We start from the raw sequence: 17,167 nt of genomic DNA, 5'->3' as shown, positions 1-17,167 counted from the left end.
CGCGGACGCCACAATCTCTGAGGAAATGCCTGCATGCCGACCCTGTTCGATCCGATCCAGCTGGGCGCGATCAACGCCCCGAACCGCATCTTGATGGCGCCGTTGACCCGCGCGCGCGCAACGCGCGAGCATGTGCCGACGGCGATCATGGGCGATTATTATGCGCAGCGTGCCGGCGCCGGGCTGATCATCTCCGAGGCGACCGGGATCAGCCGCGAAGGGCTGGGCTGGCCGTTTGCGCCGGGGCTGTGGACCGACGAGCAGGTCGAGGGCTGGAAGCCGGTGCTCGAGAAATTCCATGCCGCGGGCGGGCGAATCTTCGCCCAGCTTTGGCATATGGGCCGGATCGTCCATCCCGATTTCCTGGAGGGCGCGCCGCCGCTTTCGGCATCCGCCACCACCGCCCCGGGCTCGGCGCACACCTATGCCGGCAAGCAGGATTATCGCGAGGCGCGCTCCGCGACGACCGACGACATTGCCCGCGTGCTCGACGATTATTCGCGCGCCGCCCGTAATGCGAAGGCGGCCGGCTTCGACGGCGTGCAGCTGCATGCCGCCAATGGCTATCTGATCGACCAGTTCCTGCGCGAGAATTCGAACTTCCGCGAAGACGCATATGGCGGCAGCCCGGAGAATCGCGGCCGCCTGCTGCGCGAGGCGACCGAGCGGCTGATCACCGAGCTGGGCGCCGATCGAGTCGCGGTGCGCTTCTCGCCCAATGGCGATGCGCAGGGCGTGCAGGACAGCAATCCCGAGGCGGTATTCGTGCCGGCGGCGCAGTATCTCTCCGACCAGGGCATCGCCTTCCTCGAGCTGCGCGAGCAGGGGCCCGAGGGCACGTTCGGCCGATCGGACCAGCCGCGCATCTCGCCGGCGATCCGCAAGGTGTTCAAGGGGCCGCTGATCCTCAACCAGGATTATGACCTGGCGCGTGCCGAGGCCGAGCTGGAATCGGGCAACGCCGATGGCATCGCCTTCGGCCGGCCGTTCATCGCCAATCCGGACCTGGTCGAGCGGCTGCGCACCGATGCGCCGCTCAATGCGCTCGATGTCACCACCCTCTACAGCCAGGGCAGCGAGGGCTATACCGATTATCCGCTACTGGAGCCGGTCAGCGGCTGATTGATCCCGTCGAGGAAGGCGGCGCCCTGCGTGCGCAATGCCTTCCTCGTATCGGCGCGCAACAGCAGGAAGGGCAGCAGCAACAGCAGCGGCCAGAAGATGAAGGCGACGATCGCGATCAGGACGAGCAGGACGATCGCGCCGATCTTGAGCCCGGCCACCCGTCGCTCGCCTGCCTCGCTCAACACGATCTCGCGCGGGCCCTTGGCATCATACCAGCCGGCCGACGTAAAAACCCGCCGGCCGCGAGAGTCGAGCTTGGGCGCGTGGAGCGGCGCCGCCAGCGTGCCGCGCTCCGCCGGCCGTTCGTGATCGACGAGCCGCGGCGAGGCGGGGCCGCCGGTCCAGGTGTCGATGACTTCGAGGCGGCGGCCGCGCTCCACCACCTTGTAGCGGGTGGGGGGCAGCCGCATCGTCATGCGAAGCGGGCCTGGAGCGCGAGCATCGCCAGCGCCGCTTGCGCCGCCTCGCCGCCCTTATTCTTTTCCTCGGGCCGGGCGCGCGCGAGCGCCTGGGCCTCGTTTTCGACGGTAAGGATGCCGTTGCCGATCGCGACGCCGTCCATCGAGAGCGCCATCAGCCCGCGCGCGCTCTCGCCCGCGACAATCTCGAAATGATAGGTCTCGCCACGGATGACCACGCCCAAGGCGACGAAGGCATCATATTTGCCGCTCTCGACCGCCAGCGCGACTGCGCCGGGGATTTCCAACGCGCCGGGGACGGTTACGACCTCAAAGCTATGGCCGGCCTGCTCGATCGCGGCGGTCGCGCCCTTGAGCAAAAGGTCGTTGAGATGCGCGTAGAAGCGCGCCTCGACGATGAGGATCTTGGCCATCAGGCGACTCCGTCGATCGGGCGCTCGCCGACGATCGACAGGCCGTAGCCGTCGAGGCCGACCAGCGTGTGGTGGGTATTGGTGAGCAGGATCATGTCGCGGACGCCAAGCTCGGTCAGGATCGTCGCGCCGACGCCATAGTCGCGCAGCTCGTCCATATCCTTGGGCTCGAGCGTGCCGGCCTTGGCCTGGAGCGCAACGCTGAACGGATCGGCGCGCGACTTGTTGATCACCACGACGACGCCCGCCCCCTCGGCGCCGATGATCTCCATCGAGCGGCGCAGCAGCCCGCCGCGCGCGCCGTCCTCGCCGAAGATGTCGCCGAAGGGAGACAATGCGTGCATGCGGACGAGGGTGGGCTTGGTCGGGTCGACCTTGCCCTTGACCAAAGCGACCTGCTCGCTCTCGGTCGCCTTGTTCCAGAAAGTCAGCGCGGTCCATTCGCCGCCCCAGGCGCTGGTGAAGCGGGCCTCGGCGCGCTTCTCGACCAGATGATCGTGGCGGCGGCGATAGGCGATCAGATCGCGGATCGTGCCGATCTTGAGATTGTGGAACTGCGCGAAGGAGACGAGATCGTCGAGCCGGGCCATCGTCCCGTCATCCTTCATGATCTCGCAGATCACGCCGGAGGGGTTGAGCCCGGCGAGGCGGGCGACGTCGACCGCCGCCTCGGTGTGGCCGGTACGGACGAGCACGCCGCCGTCGCGCGCGACCAGCGGGAAGACATGTCCGGGGCTCACCAGCGCATCGCGCCCCTTCGACGCGTCGATCGCGACCGAGACGGTGCGCGCGCGATCGGCCGCGGAAATGCCGGTGGTGACGCCTTCGCGCGCCTCGATGGAGACGGTGAAGGCGGTCTCGTGCCGCGTGCCGTTGTTGCGCGACATCAGGTCGAGCCCGAGCTGCTCGACTCGATCCTTGGTGAGCGCGAGGCAGATCAGCCCGCGGCCGTAGCGCGCCATGAAGTTGATCGCATCGGGAGTCGCCATCTGCGCCGGGATCACGAGATCGCCCTCATTCTCGCGATCCTCATCGTCGACGAGGATGAACATGCGCCCGTTGCGCGCCTCGTCGATCAGTTCCTCGGGCGAGGAGAGAAAGCCGTGCTTGAGGCGGGCGAGTTCGTTGGCGCGTTCAGGACTTGGCACGAAGCGCCTCCATGCGCTGCAGATAGCGGGCGAGCACGTCGATCTCGAGATTGACCTGGCGGCCTGCTTCGATGCCGTCGAAGGTGGTGACGGCGGCGGTGTGGGGGATGATGTTGAGTTCGAAGAGGACGCCGTCGGCAACGTCGTGCACCGCATTGACGGTGAGCGAGACGCCGTCGACGGTGATCGAACCCTTCGGCGCGACATAAGGCGCGATCTCGTGGCTGGCGGCGATCGTCACGCGGTGCGACCCGCCTTCCTCGCGTACCTCACGGACCGTACCGATGCCGTCGACATGGCCGGTGACGATATGGCCGCCAAGTTCGTCGCCCAGCCGCAACGCACGTTCGAGATTGAGGCGCCTTCCCGGTGTCCATTGATCGCGCGCGGTGCGCGAGACGGTTTCGCCCGAGACATCGAAGGCGACCCAGCCGGGCGCCTTGTCGACCACCGTCAGGCAGACGCCCGAGCAAGAGATCGAGGCACCGAGATCGACGGTATCCACGTCATAGCTGGTCGACACCCGGACGCGCAGGTCGCCCTGCGGGTCGGCGGCGGCGATGGTGCCGATGTCGGTGACGATTCCGGTGAACATTATTGGCTCGCGTAGACTTCGAGACGGTCGCTGCCAAGCATGCGCGTGTCGGCGAGGCGCCAGCGATTGTGGGCGGTGGCGAGATCAGACAAGCCGATGTCGCCGAGCGCGGGCTTGCCGGCACCGATCAGGATCGGCGCGCGGTAGAGGAGCAGGCGGTCGACCAGGCCTTCGCGGAGGAAGCTCGCGGCGGTTTCAGCGCCGCCTTCGACGAGTAGATGGTCGACCCCCTCGAGGTCGGCGATGCTGGAAGGTGCATTCACGATTCCCCACGCGTCATCCCCTGCGCCGGGCTGACCGGTGAGGAGGAAGCGGCGTGGAGTGCGGTCTTCCAACCCGGGAAGGCGCACGTCGAGGCTGGGTGTATCCATCGCGCGCGTGCCTCGGCCCACCAATATTGCGTCGTGTCGCGCGCGTTCGAGATGGGCGTGGGCGCGGGCCTGGGGGCCGGTGATCCAGCGGCTTTCCCCCGACTCCAGCGCGATGCGGCCGTCGAGCGAGGTGGCGAGCTTGAGCGTGACGAAGGGGCGGCCCTTTGCACGGCGGGTAAGAAAGCCCGCCATCGCCTCGCGCGCGGAGGCCTCGCCGACGCCTTCCGCGACCTCGATGCCGGCAGCGCGGAGGCGGGTGATGCCTTGCCCATTGGTGCGGGGATCGGGATCGCCGAGCGCTATGACGACGCCCGCGACGCCGGCTTCGATCAGCAGATCCGCACAGGCGGGTCCGCGTTCGGAGACATGCGCGCAGGGTTCGAGCGTGACGTAGCAAGTTGCGCCGCGCGACTTTGCGCCGGCCTGGGCGAGCGCCATCGCCTCGGCGTGCGGGCGACCGCCGGGCTGGGTCCAGCCGCGGCCGACGACTCGGTCGTCCTGCACGATCACGCAGCCGACATTGGGATTGGGCGCGGTCCGCCCCCGGCCACGCTCGGACAAGGCCAGCGCCGCCGCCATCCAGCGCAGATCGTTCAGATGCCGCGCGCGGTCAGCCAATCGTCGACCTTCTTGAACTCGGCCTGGCGCGCCTTGCGCTTCTTTTCGAGCTCGGCGATCCGCGCCTGGCGGATCGGCTCGTCGATCGCCTGCTGCGCGCGGATCTGCTCGAGGCTGCGATCGAGCGGCCAGCTTTCGACATAGATGATCTCGCGCTTGTACGGGCGCTCGAAATGCGAATCCTTGACGAACATCCACAGGATGATGCCGGTCAGCGTCAGCGACAGCATGACGAAGCCGAGTTCGTGCGGCTTACGCTGCGACAGGAAGAACCGCAGATCGCGTGCCGCGTGGATCGGCGAGAAGAATCTGAGAAAGGTCATCAGCGTAGAAGATAGGGACCCGGGCGGCGAAGGGCAAACCCCCGCCGCCCCGGGGATGGTCTACAGGTTCTTCAGCTCGAAGCGTACGTTGAGTATCTTCCAGCTCTCTTCCGGAACGCCGCCGCGGTTGGCGGGCTTGAAGCGCCATCGCGCGAGCGCCTGGCGGCGGGTGGCCTCGAAGAAAGCTGCGCTGGTCGCGCTGACCTGCTCGACCGCCTTCACCCGACCGTCGGTGCCGATCAGCACGCGCACGCTGACCGCCCCGTCGCGCTGGGCGCGGAGCTCGGAGGCGGGGTAAGCTGGTTGGAAGCCGTCGCGATAGCGCGGATCAGGGGTGGCTGCGACCAGTGCGAGCGCCGCGGGGGGCTGATCGACCTCCACTACGGACCCCGCACGGTCGATTGGCGGGAGCGGCGGCAGCGGCGGGTAGATTATGTCGGTCGTCTCGACCGGATTGCGGCTGGGGGTGTCGACGACCGGATCGGGCGCGTGCGGCAAGGGTGCCTGGGCTAGGCGCGCATCGGTCTTGGGAATGTCCCTCGGCTTGGGCGGTGGCGGCGTGGGCGGCAGCGGGATGTTCCTGCCTTCGAGGGTCGTTGGCGGATCCTCGGGCAGGAGGTTCGGCGCGGCGAACCAGAGTCCGGCGATCAACGCGCCGTTGATGGCCAAGGCGGCCCCCAGGCTGACGCTGCGCGACTGGCGGGGCATGTAACGGGATTCGGCATACATGAACTGCACTCCTCTCCACTGCCGGTCTATGCCGGCAACTGAGATGATACAACGTCACACGGCGTTGTAAAGTGCGCGTGGTTCAGTCGGTCGCGAGACGGGCGAGCGCGCGATCGCGGCCGATCAGGGGCAGCAGCGCCGCCATGTCGGGGCCATGCTCGCGTCCGGTAAGCGCGAGTCGCAGCGGCAGGAACAATGCGCGGCCCTTGCGTCCGGTCATTTCCTTGAGCGCGCCGGTGAGCGCCGGCCAGGGATCGGTGGCCCAATCGATCTGCGCGGCGACGGTGGTGGCTTCAGCGAGGAAGACGCGGTCCTCGGCGGAGACTTCAGCGGGCGCGATCGGGCCCTCGACGACCTGCCACCAGTCCTGCGCGTCGGCGACGGTGGAGAGATTGGGGCGGATCGCGTCCCATGCTTGAGAGCCCATGCCCGCGGGCAGACGCTCGGCCACCGCCGCGAACGGCAGCTGGTGGACGATTCGCGCGTTGAGCGCGGCAAGCTCGGCTTCGTCGAAGCGCGCGGGCGCGCGGCCGAAGCGGCCGAAATCGAAGCTGGCGATCAGCGGCGCGGGATCGGCGAAGGGCTCGACCGGGTCGCTGGTGCCGATGCGGGCGAGCAAGGCGACCAGCGCCTGCGGCTCGATGCCGATCTCGCGGAAATGCTCGACGCCGAGCGAGCCGAGCCGTTTGGAGAGCTTGCCCTCGGCGCCGATCAGCAGCGCCTCATGCGCGAAGCTGGGCGGGGCGGCGCCCATCGCCTCGAACATCTGGAGCTGGGTCGCGGTGTTCGAGACATGGTCTTCGCCGCGCACGACATGGGTCACGCCCATGTCGACATCGTCGATCACCGAGGGGAGCAGATAGAGCCACGACCCATCGGCGCGGCGGATCACCGGATCGCTGAGCAAAGCCGGATCGAAGCGCTGGGGGCCGCGCACGCAATCGTCCCAGGCGATCGGCGCGGCATGATCGAGCCGGAAGCGCCAGTGCGGCGCTTTGCCCTCTGCCTCATAGGTGGCGCGATCCTGGTCGCTCAGCGCCAGCGCGGCGCGATCATAGACCGGCGGCAGCCCCCTCCCCAGCAGCACTTTCCGTTTGAGATCGAGCTCCTGCGTCGTCTCATAGGCCGGGTAGATTCGCCCCGACGCGACCAGTTCGGCGAAGCGCGCTTCGTAGCGATCGAAGCGCTCGGACTGGCGCTCCTCGGCGTCGGGCACCAGCCCGAGCCAGCCGAGATCGGCACGGATCGACTCGACGAAATGCTCCTGCGAGCGCTCGCGATCGGTATCGTCGATACGCAGCAGGAACTTGCCCCCCTTCGCCCGCGCGAACAGCCAATTGTGGAGCGCGGTGCGGATATTGCCGACGTGCAGCGTGCCCGTGGGGCTGGGGGCGAAGCGGGTGATCACGGTCATGCCTGTCGCCTAAGGCCGGCAATGCCCCTTTGCCAAGCGCGAACACCGCTCCTAAGGAAACCGCTTCAACCAGCGGACGGGACTGCGCGCATGAAACTGATGGCCGGCAATTCGAACATGCCGCTTGCGACCGCGATCGCCGACTATCTCGAAATCCCGCTGACCCAGGCCAATGTCCGCCGCTTCGCCGACGAGGAGATCTTCGTCGAGATATTGGAGAATGTCCGCGGCGAGGACGTGTTCGTGCTGCAATCGACCAGCTATCCGGCGAACGACAATCTGATGGAGCTGCTGATCATGATCGATGCGCTGAAGCGCGCATCGGCCAAACGGATCACCGCGGTGCTCCCTTATTTCGGCTATGCCCGGCAGGATCGGAAGCCTGGGCCCCGCACGCCGATTTCGGCCAAGCTGGTCGCGAACCTGATCACGGTGGCCGGCGCGAACCGGGTGCTTTCGGTGGATCTCCACGCCGGGCAGATCCAGGGCTTTTTCGATATCCCGACCGACAATCTCTATGGCGCGCCGGTGATGTCGGCCGACATCACCACGCGCTTTCCTGGCAAGCAATGGATGGTCGTCTCGCCCGACGTCGGCGGCGTGGTGCGCGCGCGGGCGCTGGCGAAGCGGCTCGACAACGCCCCGCTGGCGATCGTCGACAAGCGCCGCGAGAAGCCGGGCGAATCAGAGGTGATGAACATCATCGGCGAAGTCGAGGGGCGCTTCTGCATCCTGATCGACGATATCGTCGATTCGGCGGGCACGCTGTGCAATGCCGCCGCGGCGCTGAAGGCAGCGGGAGCGGAGGACGTGGTCGCCTACTGCACCCATGGCGTGCTCTCGGGTGGTGCGGTGGCGCGAGTCGATGCGTCGGCGCTGCGCGAGCTGATCATCACCGATTCGATCGGCAACCATGCCGTGATCGCCGACAGCAAGAAGATCCGGCATCTGACGATCGCGCCGTTGCTGGCCGAAGCGGTGCGGCGGATCGCCGACGAGAGCTCGGTTTCGTCGCTGTTCGACTAAACGACGCCGTCCCACACCAGTTTCACGCCGACCAGGATCATCAGCCAGTAGATTGCGGTGTAGAATCGCTCGGCGGGGACGCGGCGGACCAGCCAGACGCCGGCGAAGGTCGAGGCGATTGCGACCGGAATTAGCGCCGCGGCAGTGAGAAGATTGTCTCGGGTGAACTGGCCGAGCGCCAGGTAAGCCGGGACCTTGAGCCAGTTTACCACCGCGAAGAAGATCGCGGTGGTGCCGACCAGCACCGCGGGCGGCAGGCGGCGCGGCAGCACCCAGAGCTGGAAGGGCGGCTGCCCGGCATGCGCGATCTGGCTGGTGAATCCCGAGGCGATTCCGGCGATCGTGCCGACCCAGCCGGGCGAGTTATGCGCTTCGGGTAGCTTGTGCCGCTCGAGCCAGAGCCGATAGCCCCCGAACAGGATCGAGATCGCGCCGACCGCAGCCAGCACCATATCCGGCGAGACCGCGCTGGCGAACCAATAGCCGAGCAGGATGCCGATCGCCGCACCGGGCAGCATCCAGCCCAGCACCGTCCAATCGACGCTGCGCCGGAACGCCCAGACGCCGACCACGTCCTGGACGATCAGGATCGGCAGCAGGATCGCGGCGGCACGGACCGGATCGCTGACCAAAGCGATCATCGGCAGCGACAACGCCCCCATCCCGGCAAAACCGCCCTTGGCGAGACCGAGCAGAATCACCGCGGGGATCGCGAGCGCGTAAAAGTGCCAGTCGAGGATCATCTCCCGCCGCTAGCGGGTTTGCCTGGGCCACCAAAGTGCCTAATCGCAGCGCATGGCCGAGAAGCGCTCCGGACAGACCGTGGTGATATTCGTTACCGAACGCAGCGGCGACGATGCCGAGGGCTATGCCGCAGCGGCGGCGGCGATGGACGCCCTTGCCGCGAAGCAGCCCGGATATCGCGGAATGGACAGCCTGTCTGCGGACGGGCTGGGCATCACGCTGAGCTATTGGGCCGACGAGGCGAGCGCGATCGCCTGGCGCGAACAGCCTGATCATGCCGCAACGCGCGAGGCCGGGCGCGGGCGCTGGTACAATTGGTATCGCCTGCACGTCGCCGAGATCGGGCGCAGCTATACATGGAGCCGGCCATGAAGGTGCGCGGCTTCGACCGGACCTTCGCCTTGCTGTTCGTCGTGATGCTGACGATTGCCGCGGGGAATACGGCGCTGCAATCGGTGCTGCCGGCGCTGGGGCGTTCGCTCGGCGTAGCGGATAGCGCGGTGGCGGCGGTGTTCTCGGTATCCGCGCTGCTGTGGGTGATCGCCGCGCCTTTCTGGGCCAATCGATCGGACCGGCACGGGCGGCGGACGATGGTGCTAATCGGCGTGGGCGGCTTCACCGTCTCGCTGCTGCTGTGCGGCGTCTTCCTGATGCTGGGGATAAACGGGGTGCTGGCGCCGGTCACGACGTTCGTCGCCTTCATCGCCGCGCGGGTTATCTACGGCGCGTTCGGTTCGGCGGCGCCGCCCGCGGTGCAGGCGCTGGTGGCAGGACGGACCAGCCGCGACGAGCGGACCCGCGCCTTGACGCTGATCGCTTCCGCGTTCGGGCTGGGGACGATCCTGGGGCCGGCGCTGGCCCCCTATCTGGTGCTCGGCGACCTGTGGGACGGCGGCCCAGAAGTGGGGCTGGCCGGGCCCGCTTTCTTCGCGGCGGCGATCGGGCTGGCGATCTGGATCGCAGTGGCCCGGCTGTTGCCGAAGGACGAAGGGCTCTCGCACGGCGCGGTGGTCGCCTACCCTTCGATCGGCGGGCAGGCGAGCGGGGCGAGCGTCACTGCGGCGACGGCCGAGCGATCGGAGAAGATCGGCTTCCTCGACCCGCGGGTCCGCGGCTGGATGATCGTCGGGCTGGTTATGGGCCATGCCCAGGCGATGACCGGACAGGCGATCGGCTTCCTGATCATCGATCGGTTGCGCGTGGCACCGATGGACGCACTGGAGCCGACCGGACTGGTGCTGATGATGGGCGCTGGATCGGCGCTGCTGGTGCAATGGGGGATGATCCCCTTGCTCAATCTCAAGCCGCGCGCGCTGGTGCTGGTGGGCGTAGCGGTGAGCGCCGTGGGCTGCATCGCGACCGGCACCGCGACCTCGCTCTACGGGATCGCCTTGGGCTATTCGCTGGCGTCGCTGGGCTTCGGCTTCGTGCGGCCCGGCTTCACTGCAGGATCGTCGCTCGCGGTAGGGCCCGAGGCGCAGGGATCGGTGGCGGGAAAGGTGACGTCGATCAACGGCGCCGCCTTCGTCCTCGGGCCGTCGATCGGGATTGCGCTTTACGAGCTTTGGCGGCCGCTGCCCTATCTGACAGCGGCCGCCGCGCTCGCGATTCTGCTGGCCTATGCGATCGTCAGTCTACGACCTTTTCGCCCCGAGGCTGAAGCATTCCCGGAGCGATGAAGCCGATCGGCTGGATCGACGATGCCTGCTGCTTGAGCCGGCCCGACATCGCTTCATATTCGCTTTCCATCTCGGCGGTGACAGTGGCGCGCGAATCGGCGAGCGCTTCCTCGAAATGGGCCATCGTCACTTCGCGCGTGTCGATCGACTGGCGCAGCGCGACCAGGCCGGCCCGGCGCACGACATCGCCCAGATCGGCGCCGGTATAGCGTTCGGTGCGCGCGGCGACCTCGCCGAGATCGACGTCGCTGGCGAGCGGCATCTTCTCGGTCTGGATGCGCAATATGCGCTCGCGACCCGGCTTGTCGGGCACGCCGACATAGATGAGCTCGTCGAAGCGCCCGGGCCGTAGCAGCGCCGGATCGATCAGGTTCGGGCGGTTGGTCGCGCCGATCACCACCACCGACTGCAGCTCCTCGAGCCCGTCCATTTCGGACAGGATCGTGTTGACCACGCGCTCGGTCGCCTGCGGCTCGCCCATGCCGCCGCCGCGCGCGGGGACCAGCGAATCGAGCTCGTCGATGAAGATCACGCAGGGCGCGACCTGGCGGGCGCGGGCGAACAGCCGCGCGATCTGCTGCTCGCTCTCGCCATACCATTTGCTGAGCAGGTCAGAGGATTTGGTGGCGATGAAGTTCGCCTCCGCCTCGCGCGCGACTGCCTTGGCGAGCAGAGTCTTGCCGGTGCCGGGAGGGCCGTAGAGCAGGAAGCCCTTGGCCGGGCGGATGCCCAGCCGGCGGAATGCATCGGGATCCTTGAGCGGCAGTTCGACGCCTTCCTTGAGACGCATCTGGGCGTCGTCGAGCCCGCCGACATCCTCCCAGCGCGTCGTCGGCGCCTGGACCATGACTTCGCGCATTGCCGACGGCTGGACGCGCTTCAATGCCTCGACAAAGTCCTCGCGCGTGACCGACAGCGTGTCGAGGATTTCGGGTGGGATGCTGTGGTCCTCGAGGTTCAGCTTCGGCATCAGCCGGCGCACCGCCTCGATCGCGGCCTCGCGGGTAAGCGCGGCGAGATCGGCGCCGACGAAGCCATAGGTCGTGCGCGAAAGCTCCGGCAGATCGACATCGTCGGCCAGCGGCATGCCGCGGGTATGGATGCCGAGGATCTCGCGGCGCCCGCGCTCATCGGGGACGCCGACGACGATCTCGCGATCGAAGCGGCCCGGACGGCGCAGCGCCTCGTCGATCGCCTCGGGGCGATTGGTCGCGGCGATCACGACGATGTTGGCGCGGGCCTCCAGCCCGTCCATCAGCGTCAGCAGCTGCGCGACGAGTCGCTTCTCGGCCTCGCCCGAGACCTGGCCGCGCTTGGGCGCGATCGAATCGATCTCGTCGATGAAGACGATCGAAGGGGCGGACTTGGCCGCTTCCTCGAACACCTGGCGCAGGCGCGACTCGGACTCGCCATAGGCCGAGCCCATGATCTCGGGCCCGTTGATCAGATGGAAGGTCGCATCGCTTTCATTGGCGACGGCGCGGGCGAGACGCGTCTTGCCGGTGCCGGGCGGGCCGTGGAGCAGCACCCCCTTGGGCGGATCGACGCCGAGTCGCTGGAACAGCTCCGGATAGCGCAGGGGGAGCTCGACCATCTCGCGCAGTTGATCGATCGTACTGCCCATGCCGCCGAGATCGTCATACGTGACGTCGGCGCGGCGGCTTTCGGACGCGGCCTCATATTCGGGGCGGAGCTCGACCTCGGTATTCTCGTCGATATGGACGATGCCCTTGGGCGTCGCCGAGACCACCGCCATGCGGATTTCCTGGAGTGCATAAGCCGGGGCGTTGACGAAGCGCTGGATGTTGGGATCGACGACTCGCTGGTGCCCGGCGGTGGCGACGACGTCGCCCTGCGCGAGCGGGCGGCCGAAGAAGGTGCGCTTGAGCGCGTTGCCCGAGCCCTGGAGCCGCAGATTCTCCTGTGCGGGCGCGAAGACGACGCGCGTCGCGGGCTTCGATTCGGCCTTGCGCACCTCGACGAAATCGCCCGAGCCGACACCGGCATTGGCGCGCTGGAGCCCGTCGATGCGGAGCAGTTCGAGCCCGGCATCTTCCTGATAGGGGAGCACGGCCCGCGCCGGGGTCGAGCGTTTGCCGACGATCTCGATCACGTCGCCTTCGATGATGCCGAGCGCGCCCATCAGCGCGCGCGGAATGTGCGCTAGCCCCCGGCCGCTATCCTCGGGCCGCGCGTTCGCGACCTGCAGCCTATGTCCCCTGGATTCGTCGTCGGCCATCAATCATTCCCATCCGGCTTGATCGCGGAACATAGGAACGCACGGGACACGCCGCGAGGGGGGCAAAAAAAATGGCGGGTCACAAGGACCCGCCGGGAAAGTTTTAGGAGAGGATGCCTGAAAGGCACTGCATATGTGCACTGCGGCATTCCATTGTGCAAGTGCGAAAAATACGTAGGGTCTTGCATCTATTGCAATCGTGCTTGCGCATGCCGATACTGCATCCACAGGCGTCGGCGAGACTTGCCTTTCGAAAATCTCTCGCCAATGTTTGTGACGCAGTGCACAAAAGAGCGAGAATGCGAAGGCTTCCTCCCCTCACCGCCATCGAAGCGTTCGTGCAGGTCGCCCGACTTGGCTCGATCAAGGCTGCCGCCGAGGAGCTTGCGCTATCCTCGCCCGCGCTCAGCCGGCGTGTGCAGTCGCTCGAGCGATTTATCGGCAAGCCCCTGTTCGAGCGGCGCCACCAGGCGCTCAAGCTCAACAATGAGGGCGAGCGGCTGCTGGGAATGATCGCTCCGGCGCTCGACGCGATGACCGACGCGGTCGAGGCGATGACGAGCGGCACCGAATTGCTGCGCCTGCGGCTAAGCGTGCTGCCGCTGTTCGCGACGCAGCGGCTGATGCCGCGGCTGCCCGAGCTCAAGCAGAAGCATCCCGAGCTGCATCTCGACGTGGACACGGCGAGCCACGGCATTGCCCGGCTCGGCGACGGGCTCGACGCGGCCATCGTCATCGCGCGCGACGTCGATCCGGGTCTCTATGCGCGGCGGCTGGACCGCAACCGGGTCCATGTGATCGGCGCGCGTGCGCTGGTCGAGGGGCCCGATCCGGTGACCCGGCCCGAGCAATTGGCGAAGCTTACCGCGTTGGTACACCGCGACATGCCCGAGACTTTCACGGCTTGGCGCGCCGCTGCAGGCTTCCCCGAGCTCGAGCCCGCGGCGATCGACCATTTCGATTCGGGCACGCTGATGCTCGAGGCGGCGGCGCAGGGGCTGGGAATCGCCTTCATGCTCGAATCGCATTTCGAGGCGGCGCGCGACGATCGGCTCGTCCAGCTCTTCGACCTGACGGTGGAGAGCCATTACAGCTATTGGTTCGTCTGCCGCCCACGCGCGCTGAGCCAGCGGCCGGTGCGGATGTTCCACGACTGGCTGATCGAGGCGCTGGGGGCGGAGAGCGCCTGAAAAAATGGCCTCCCCCGCACGGGAGAGGCTAGATAGATTTACTCGACGCTTGCCTTGACGATCTTGCCGGGGCTGCGGGGCGGCTCGCCCTTGGGGAGGGCGTCGACATGTTCCATGCCTTCGATCACTTCGCCCCAGACAGTATATTGACGGTCGAGGAAGGTCGCATCGTCGAGGCAGATGAAGAATTGCGAGTTGGCGGTGTTCGGATCCATCGTCCGCGCCATCGAGCAGACACCGCGGACGTGCGGCTCGGCGTTGAACTCGGCGGCGAGGTTGGGCTCCTTCGAGCCGCCCATGCCGGTGCCCGAGGGATCGCCGCCCTGCGCCATGAAGCCGTCGATCACGCGGTGGAAGACGGTGCCGTCGTAGAAGCCGTCGCCGGCGAGCTTGGTGATCCGCTCGACATGCTTGGGGGCGAGATCGGGGCGCAGCTTGATGCGCACATCGCCGCCGTCGAGGGTCAAGACGAGCGTGGTGGAATCGGACACTTGGATACTCCTGAGAAGCTTTGTCCGCGCCCTAGGCAGATTGCGAACGGCTTGCAACTCGCCTCGCCGCATTGGCATGGGGGGCGACGGGCGCTAGGAGCGACGCAAGTCAGCGCATCCAGGGAGGTCGGACGATGAGCGAGACCGAACTTGCGCCCCAGGAAATGCCCCCCGAGAGCGAACTGGACGAAGACGATCGGCTCAAGCCCGAATTCGTAAGCGCGGTGCTCGATGCGGTGGCGGCAGGCGACAACGAGACCGCGCGGATGCGCGTGGCGCCGCTGCACCCGGCCGATATCGCCGATCTGGTCGAGCTGACACCCGGCGAGCAGCGCCCGGCGCTGGTCTCGGCGATCGCGGACCTGATCGACGGCGACGTTCTCGCCGAGATGAACGACTGGGTCCGCGAGACCCTGGTCGACGCGCTCACCGCCACCCAGGTCGCCGACCTCGCTTCCGAACTCGATACCGACGACGCCGTCGCGATCATCGAGGATATGGACGCCGACGATCAGCGCGAAGTGCTCCGCGCGCTCGATCCCGACGATCGCGCCGCGATCGAGGAGGCATTGTCCTACCCCGAGGAATCCGCAGGCCGGATGATGCAGCGCGAGCTGATCGCGGTGCCCGAACATTGGACCGTCGGCGACGTGCTCGATTATCTGCGCGCCGACGAGGAATTGACGACCGACTTCTGGGAGATTTTCGTCGTCGATCCCGCGCACCACCCGGTGGGCACCTGCGCACTGTCCTGGATCCTGCGCACCCCGCGCGTGGTCTCGATGGCTGACGTCATGAAGCGCGAGCAGACGCTGATCCCGGTCGATATGGACCAGGAGGAAGTGGCGCTGCGCTTCCAGAAATATGCGCTCATTTCCGCCGCGGTGGTCGATCCCAACGGCCGGCTGGTCGGGATGATCACCGTCGACGATGTCGTCCACATCATCTCCGAGGAAGCCGGCGAGGATGCGCTGCTGCTCTCGGGCGCGGGCGAGGGCGACATCAACGAGCCGGTGTTCGACAGCTATAAGAGCCGGGTGCGCTGGCTGATCGCCAATCTGTTCACGGCATTGGTCGCATCGTCGATCATCGCCTTCTTCGGCGCGGCGATCGAGCAGATGGTGGCGCTGGCGATCCTGATGCCGATCGTCGCCTCGATCGGCGGCAATGCCGGCACCCAGACGATGGCGATCGCGGTGCGCGCGCTCGCGACCAACCAGCTGACCCAAACCAACACGCTGCGCACGATCCGCCGGGAGATATTGGTCGCGCTGGCCAACGGCACCACGATCGCAGTTCTGCTGGGGTTGGGCGCAGGGCTGTGGTTCGCCAATCCGCAGCTTGGCGCAGTGATCGCGACCGCGATCGTCGTCAACGTGCTGGTGGCGGGCCTCGCCGGCGTGCTCGTGCCGGTAATGCTCGAACGGCTCAACCAGGATCCGGCGGTGGCATCGACCGTGTTCGTGACCATGATCACCGATTCGATGGGATTTCTGGTGTTCCTGGGGCTGGCGGTGGCAACGGGGCTTGCCGGCTGAGCCTAGGGCGCCCAAATCCCCACGGTGCCGCTTCATTTGACCAAGGTCGCCTTTGGCTGCGACAGTATCGAGTTTCTGCAGGAGCGGCTGGCATTGCGCGCGGCGCACGAGCCTGCGTTCCTGACTACGCGCTATCTGCCCAAGCGCCACGCCGAGATTGCGGGAGAAGGTATTACGGGCGGCTCGCTCTTCTGGATCATCAAGCACAGGCTGGTCGGGCGATCGCCGATCACCGGGTTCGGCGAGGCCGAGGGCGGCAAGGTGGCGATATTTCTCGAGCCGCGGCTGATCCTGGTCCAGGCGGTGCCCAAGCGTGCGCATCAGGGCTGGCGCTATCTGGAGGGGGAGAATGCGCCGGTCGACTTGGGCGAGGCCAGCGAAGGCGTATCCGAACTGCCTCCCCAGCTGGTGGGCGAGCTCGCGGCGATGGGGCTGATCTAGCTCGCCAGGCTCGGGAAGGCCGCACGGAACGCCGCAACCTTGGGCTTGTCCCAGCGGGTGATATAGGGGTGGTTGGGGTTCTTCCAGAAGAAGTCCTGATGATAGGCCTCTGCCGGGAAGAAGGCGCCGCTTTCGACCTTGGTCACGATCGCCCGCGGATAGGCCTTAGCGCGCCCGAGCTGGGCGATATAGGCGGCGGCGACCTGGCGCTGGACCACATTCTGCGGGAAGATCGCGGAGCGATAGCTGGGGCCGGTATCGGGGCCCTGGCGGTTGAGCTGGGTCGGATCGTGCGCGACCGAGAAATAGACGCGCAACAACGTGCCGTAGCTCACCTTGGCGGGATCATAGACGATGCGGATCGCCTCGGCATGGCGGGTGCGCTCTGTCGAGACCTGGGCATAGGTGGCGGTCGCGCGGGTGCCGCCGGCATAGCCGTTGGTGACCGACTGGACGCCCTTCATCGACTGGAAGACCGCCTCCATGCCCCAGAAGCAGCCGCCGGCGAATATCGCGACCTGCGCGCCCTTGGCGCCGGTGACGTCCTTCGCGGGCGCCGGAATCGGCACTGCGCGCTCGGCGCCCGAGGAAGCGGGAGCGAGGAACAGAGCGGCTGCGACCGCCGCGGCGGGGATCGTCCATATGCGCATGGACGATAGATTGG

General features: G+C 67.2%; 19 protein-coding genes. 7 read left to right on the top strand and 12 right to left on the bottom strand.

The annotated features are described in order from the left end of the window. The first annotated feature begins 33 nt into the window (after positions 1–33). Positions 34–1,122 (top strand): alkene reductase, encoded by a 1,089-nt coding sequence (locus OKW87_RS12265; RefSeq protein ID WP_265539884.1) that lies wholly within the window; start codon positions 34–36, stop codon positions 1,120–1,122. Here OKW87_RS12265 and OKW87_RS12260 read toward each other — a convergent pair. The 8 genes from OKW87_RS12260 to gltX all read right to left on the bottom strand — a co-directional run bounded on the left by OKW87_RS12260 (position 1,092) and on the right by gltX (position 7,155). Next, positions 1,092–1,535 (bottom strand): hypothetical protein, encoded by a 444-nt coding sequence (locus OKW87_RS12260; protein ID WP_265539882.1) that lies wholly within the window; start codon positions 1,533–1,535, stop codon positions 1,092–1,094. The genes OKW87_RS12265 and OKW87_RS12260 overlap by 31 nt on opposite strands. A gap of 2 nt (positions 1,536–1,537) precedes the next feature. After that, positions 1,538–1,957 (bottom strand): 6,7-dimethyl-8-ribityllumazine synthase, encoded by a 420-nt coding sequence (gene ribH, locus OKW87_RS12255; protein WP_265539880.1) that lies wholly within the window; start codon positions 1,955–1,957, stop codon positions 1,538–1,540. After that, a complete protein-coding gene (ribB, locus tag OKW87_RS12250) occupies positions 1,957–3,105 on the bottom strand; it encodes a 3,4-dihydroxy-2-butanone-4-phosphate synthase (RefSeq protein ID WP_265539879.1) in 1,149 nt (382 codons plus the stop codon). Before ribB ends, ribH begins: the two co-directional genes overlap by 1 nt. After that, positions 3,092–3,700 carry a riboflavin synthase gene (locus OKW87_RS12245; RefSeq protein ID WP_265539877.1) on the bottom strand — a complete coding sequence of 203 codons (609 nt, stop codon included), beginning with the start codon at positions 3,698–3,700 and terminating at the stop codon, positions 3,092–3,094. Before OKW87_RS12245 ends, ribB begins: the two co-directional genes overlap by 14 nt. Then, entirely contained in the window at positions 3,700–4,650 is a 951-nt protein-coding gene (ribD, locus tag OKW87_RS12240; protein ID WP_265544105.1) for a bifunctional diaminohydroxyphosphoribosylaminopyrimidine deaminase/5-amino-6-(5-phosphoribosylamino)uracil reductase RibD, read from the bottom strand. The genes OKW87_RS12245 and ribD overlap by 1 nt, the downstream gene beginning before the upstream one ends. A 14-nt stretch (positions 4,651–4,664) precedes the next feature. Beyond that, on the bottom strand, positions 4,665–5,012 hold the full coding sequence (locus OKW87_RS12235; protein WP_265539875.1) for a hypothetical protein: 348 nt from the start codon (positions 5,010–5,012) through the stop codon (positions 4,665–4,667). 60 nt (positions 5,013–5,072) lie between these two features. Continuing rightward, positions 5,073–5,741, bottom strand: coding sequence for an energy transducer TonB (locus tag OKW87_RS12230; protein WP_265539873.1), 669 nt, complete (start codon positions 5,739–5,741; stop codon positions 5,073–5,075). An 82-nt stretch (positions 5,742–5,823) separates the two neighbouring features. Beyond that, a complete protein-coding gene (gene gltX, locus OKW87_RS12225) occupies positions 5,824–7,155 on the bottom strand; it encodes a glutamate--tRNA ligase (protein WP_265539871.1) in 1,332 nt (443 codons plus the stop codon). A gap of 90 nt (positions 7,156–7,245) precedes the next feature. Here gltX and OKW87_RS12220 point away from each other — a divergent pair, with 90 nt between their 5' ends. Then, positions 7,246–8,181: a ribose-phosphate pyrophosphokinase gene (locus OKW87_RS12220; RefSeq protein WP_265539869.1), complete on the top strand. Its 936-nt coding sequence runs from the start codon at positions 7,246–7,248 to the stop codon at positions 8,179–8,181. Here OKW87_RS12220 and OKW87_RS12215 read toward each other — a convergent pair. Beyond that, positions 8,178–8,924 (bottom strand): sulfite exporter TauE/SafE family protein, encoded by a 747-nt coding sequence (locus OKW87_RS12215; RefSeq protein WP_265539868.1) that lies wholly within the window; start codon positions 8,922–8,924, stop codon positions 8,178–8,180. The genes OKW87_RS12220 and OKW87_RS12215 overlap by 4 nt on opposite strands. 52 nt (positions 8,925–8,976) lie before the next feature. On the opposite strand from OKW87_RS12215, the gene OKW87_RS12210 reads away from it, so the two are divergent. Together OKW87_RS12210 and OKW87_RS12205 are read left to right on the top strand one after the other, a co-directional pair. Further along, on the top strand, positions 8,977–9,297 hold the full coding sequence (locus OKW87_RS12210; protein ID WP_265539867.1) for an antibiotic biosynthesis monooxygenase family protein: 321 nt from the start codon (positions 8,977–8,979) through the stop codon (positions 9,295–9,297). Next, complete coding sequence (locus tag OKW87_RS12205) at positions 9,294–10,604, top strand: MFS transporter (RefSeq protein WP_265539866.1); 1,311 nt, start codon at positions 9,294–9,296, stop codon at positions 10,602–10,604. The genes OKW87_RS12210 and OKW87_RS12205 overlap by 4 nt, the downstream gene beginning before the upstream one ends. Here OKW87_RS12205 and OKW87_RS12200 read toward each other — a convergent pair. Then, positions 10,555–12,843, bottom strand: coding sequence for a CDC48 family AAA ATPase (locus OKW87_RS12200; protein ID WP_265539865.1), 2,289 nt, complete (start codon positions 12,841–12,843; stop codon positions 10,555–10,557). The genes OKW87_RS12205 and OKW87_RS12200 overlap by 50 nt on opposite strands. A 299-nt stretch (positions 12,844–13,142) precedes the next feature. On the opposite strand from OKW87_RS12200, the gene OKW87_RS12195 reads away from it, so the two are divergent. Further along, the gene (locus tag OKW87_RS12195) at positions 13,143–14,033 is read left to right on the top strand and encodes a LysR substrate-binding domain-containing protein (RefSeq protein WP_265539863.1); all 891 of its coding nucleotides are present in this window, start codon (positions 13,143–13,145) and stop codon (positions 14,031–14,033) included. Positions 14,034–14,071: 38 nt separating this feature from the next. On the opposite strand, the gene OKW87_RS12190 is transcribed toward OKW87_RS12195, so the two are convergent. Beyond that, the gene (locus OKW87_RS12190) at positions 14,072–14,524 is read right to left on the bottom strand and encodes a peptidylprolyl isomerase (protein WP_265539860.1); all 453 of its coding nucleotides are present in this window, start codon (positions 14,522–14,524) and stop codon (positions 14,072–14,074) included. A 134-nt stretch (positions 14,525–14,658) separates the two neighbouring features. Here OKW87_RS12190 and mgtE point away from each other — a divergent pair, with 134 nt between their 5' ends. Beyond that, positions 14,659–16,062, top strand: coding sequence for a magnesium transporter (gene mgtE, locus OKW87_RS12185; protein WP_265539859.1), 1,404 nt, complete (start codon positions 14,659–14,661; stop codon positions 16,060–16,062). 24 nt (positions 16,063–16,086) lie between these two features. Then, entirely contained in the window at positions 16,087–16,503 is a 417-nt protein-coding gene (locus tag OKW87_RS12180) for a DUF1489 family protein (protein ID WP_265539857.1), read from the top strand. Here OKW87_RS12180 and msrA read toward each other — a convergent pair. Beyond that, complete coding sequence (gene msrA / locus OKW87_RS12175; protein WP_265539855.1) at positions 16,500–17,153, bottom strand: peptide-methionine (S)-S-oxide reductase MsrA; 654 nt, start codon at positions 17,151–17,153, stop codon at positions 16,500–16,502. The genes OKW87_RS12180 and msrA overlap by 4 nt on opposite strands. Between the last annotated feature and the right edge of the window lie 14 nt (positions 17,154–17,167).

Origin of the sequence: Sphingomonas sp. M1-B02, from assembly GCF_026167525.1 — a bacterium.
GTDB lineage: Bacteria > Pseudomonadota > Alphaproteobacteria > Sphingomonadales > Sphingomonadaceae > Sphingomonas.
This window is presented reverse-complemented; position numbering and strand designations above follow the sequence as displayed.

Bases quoted from the DNA above. Each gene is read 5' to 3' on its own strand.
- OKW87_RS12265 (WP_265539884.1), top strand. From the start codon at position 34: ATGCCGACCCTGTTCGATCCGATCCAGCTGGGCGCGATCAACGCCCCG.
- OKW87_RS12260 (WP_265539882.1), bottom strand. From the start codon at position 1,535: ATGCGGCTGCCCCCCACCCGCTACAAGGTGGTGGAGCGCGGCCGCCGC.
- ribH (WP_265539880.1), bottom strand. From the start codon at position 1,957: ATGGCCAAGATCCTCATCGTCGAGGCGCGCTTCTACGCGCATCTCAAC.
- OKW87_RS12245 (WP_265539877.1), bottom strand. From the start codon at position 3,700: ATGTTCACCGGAATCGTCACCGACATCGGCACCATCGCCGCCGCCGAC.
- ribD (WP_265544105.1), bottom strand. From the start codon at position 4,650: ATGGCGGCGGCGCTGGCCTTGTCCGAGCGTGGCCGGGGGCGGACCGCG.
- OKW87_RS12235 (WP_265539875.1), bottom strand. From the start codon at position 5,012: ATGACCTTTCTCAGATTCTTCTCGCCGATCCACGCGGCACGCGATCTG.
- OKW87_RS12230 (WP_265539873.1), bottom strand. From the start codon at position 5,741: ATGTATGCCGAATCCCGTTACATGCCCCGCCAGTCGCGCAGCGTCAGC.
- gltX (WP_265539871.1), bottom strand. From the start codon at position 7,155: ATGACCGTGATCACCCGCTTCGCCCCCAGCCCCACGGGCACGCTGCAC.
- OKW87_RS12220 (WP_265539869.1), top strand. From the start codon at position 7,246: ATGAAACTGATGGCCGGCAATTCGAACATGCCGCTTGCGACCGCGATC.
- OKW87_RS12215 (WP_265539868.1), bottom strand. From the start codon at position 8,924: ATGATCCTCGACTGGCACTTTTACGCGCTCGCGATCCCCGCGGTGATT.
- OKW87_RS12210 (WP_265539867.1), top strand. From the start codon at position 8,977: ATGGCCGAGAAGCGCTCCGGACAGACCGTGGTGATATTCGTTACCGAA.
- OKW87_RS12205 (WP_265539866.1), top strand. From the start codon at position 9,294: ATGAAGGTGCGCGGCTTCGACCGGACCTTCGCCTTGCTGTTCGTCGTG.
- OKW87_RS12200 (WP_265539865.1), bottom strand. From the start codon at position 12,843: ATGGCCGACGACGAATCCAGGGGACATAGGCTGCAGGTCGCGAACGCG.
- OKW87_RS12195 (WP_265539863.1), top strand. From the start codon at position 13,143: ATGCGAAGGCTTCCTCCCCTCACCGCCATCGAAGCGTTCGTGCAGGTC.
- mgtE (WP_265539859.1), top strand. From the start codon at position 14,659: ATGAGCGAGACCGAACTTGCGCCCCAGGAAATGCCCCCCGAGAGCGAA.
- msrA (WP_265539855.1), bottom strand. From the start codon at position 17,153: ATGCGCATATGGACGATCCCCGCCGCGGCGGTCGCAGCCGCTCTGTTC.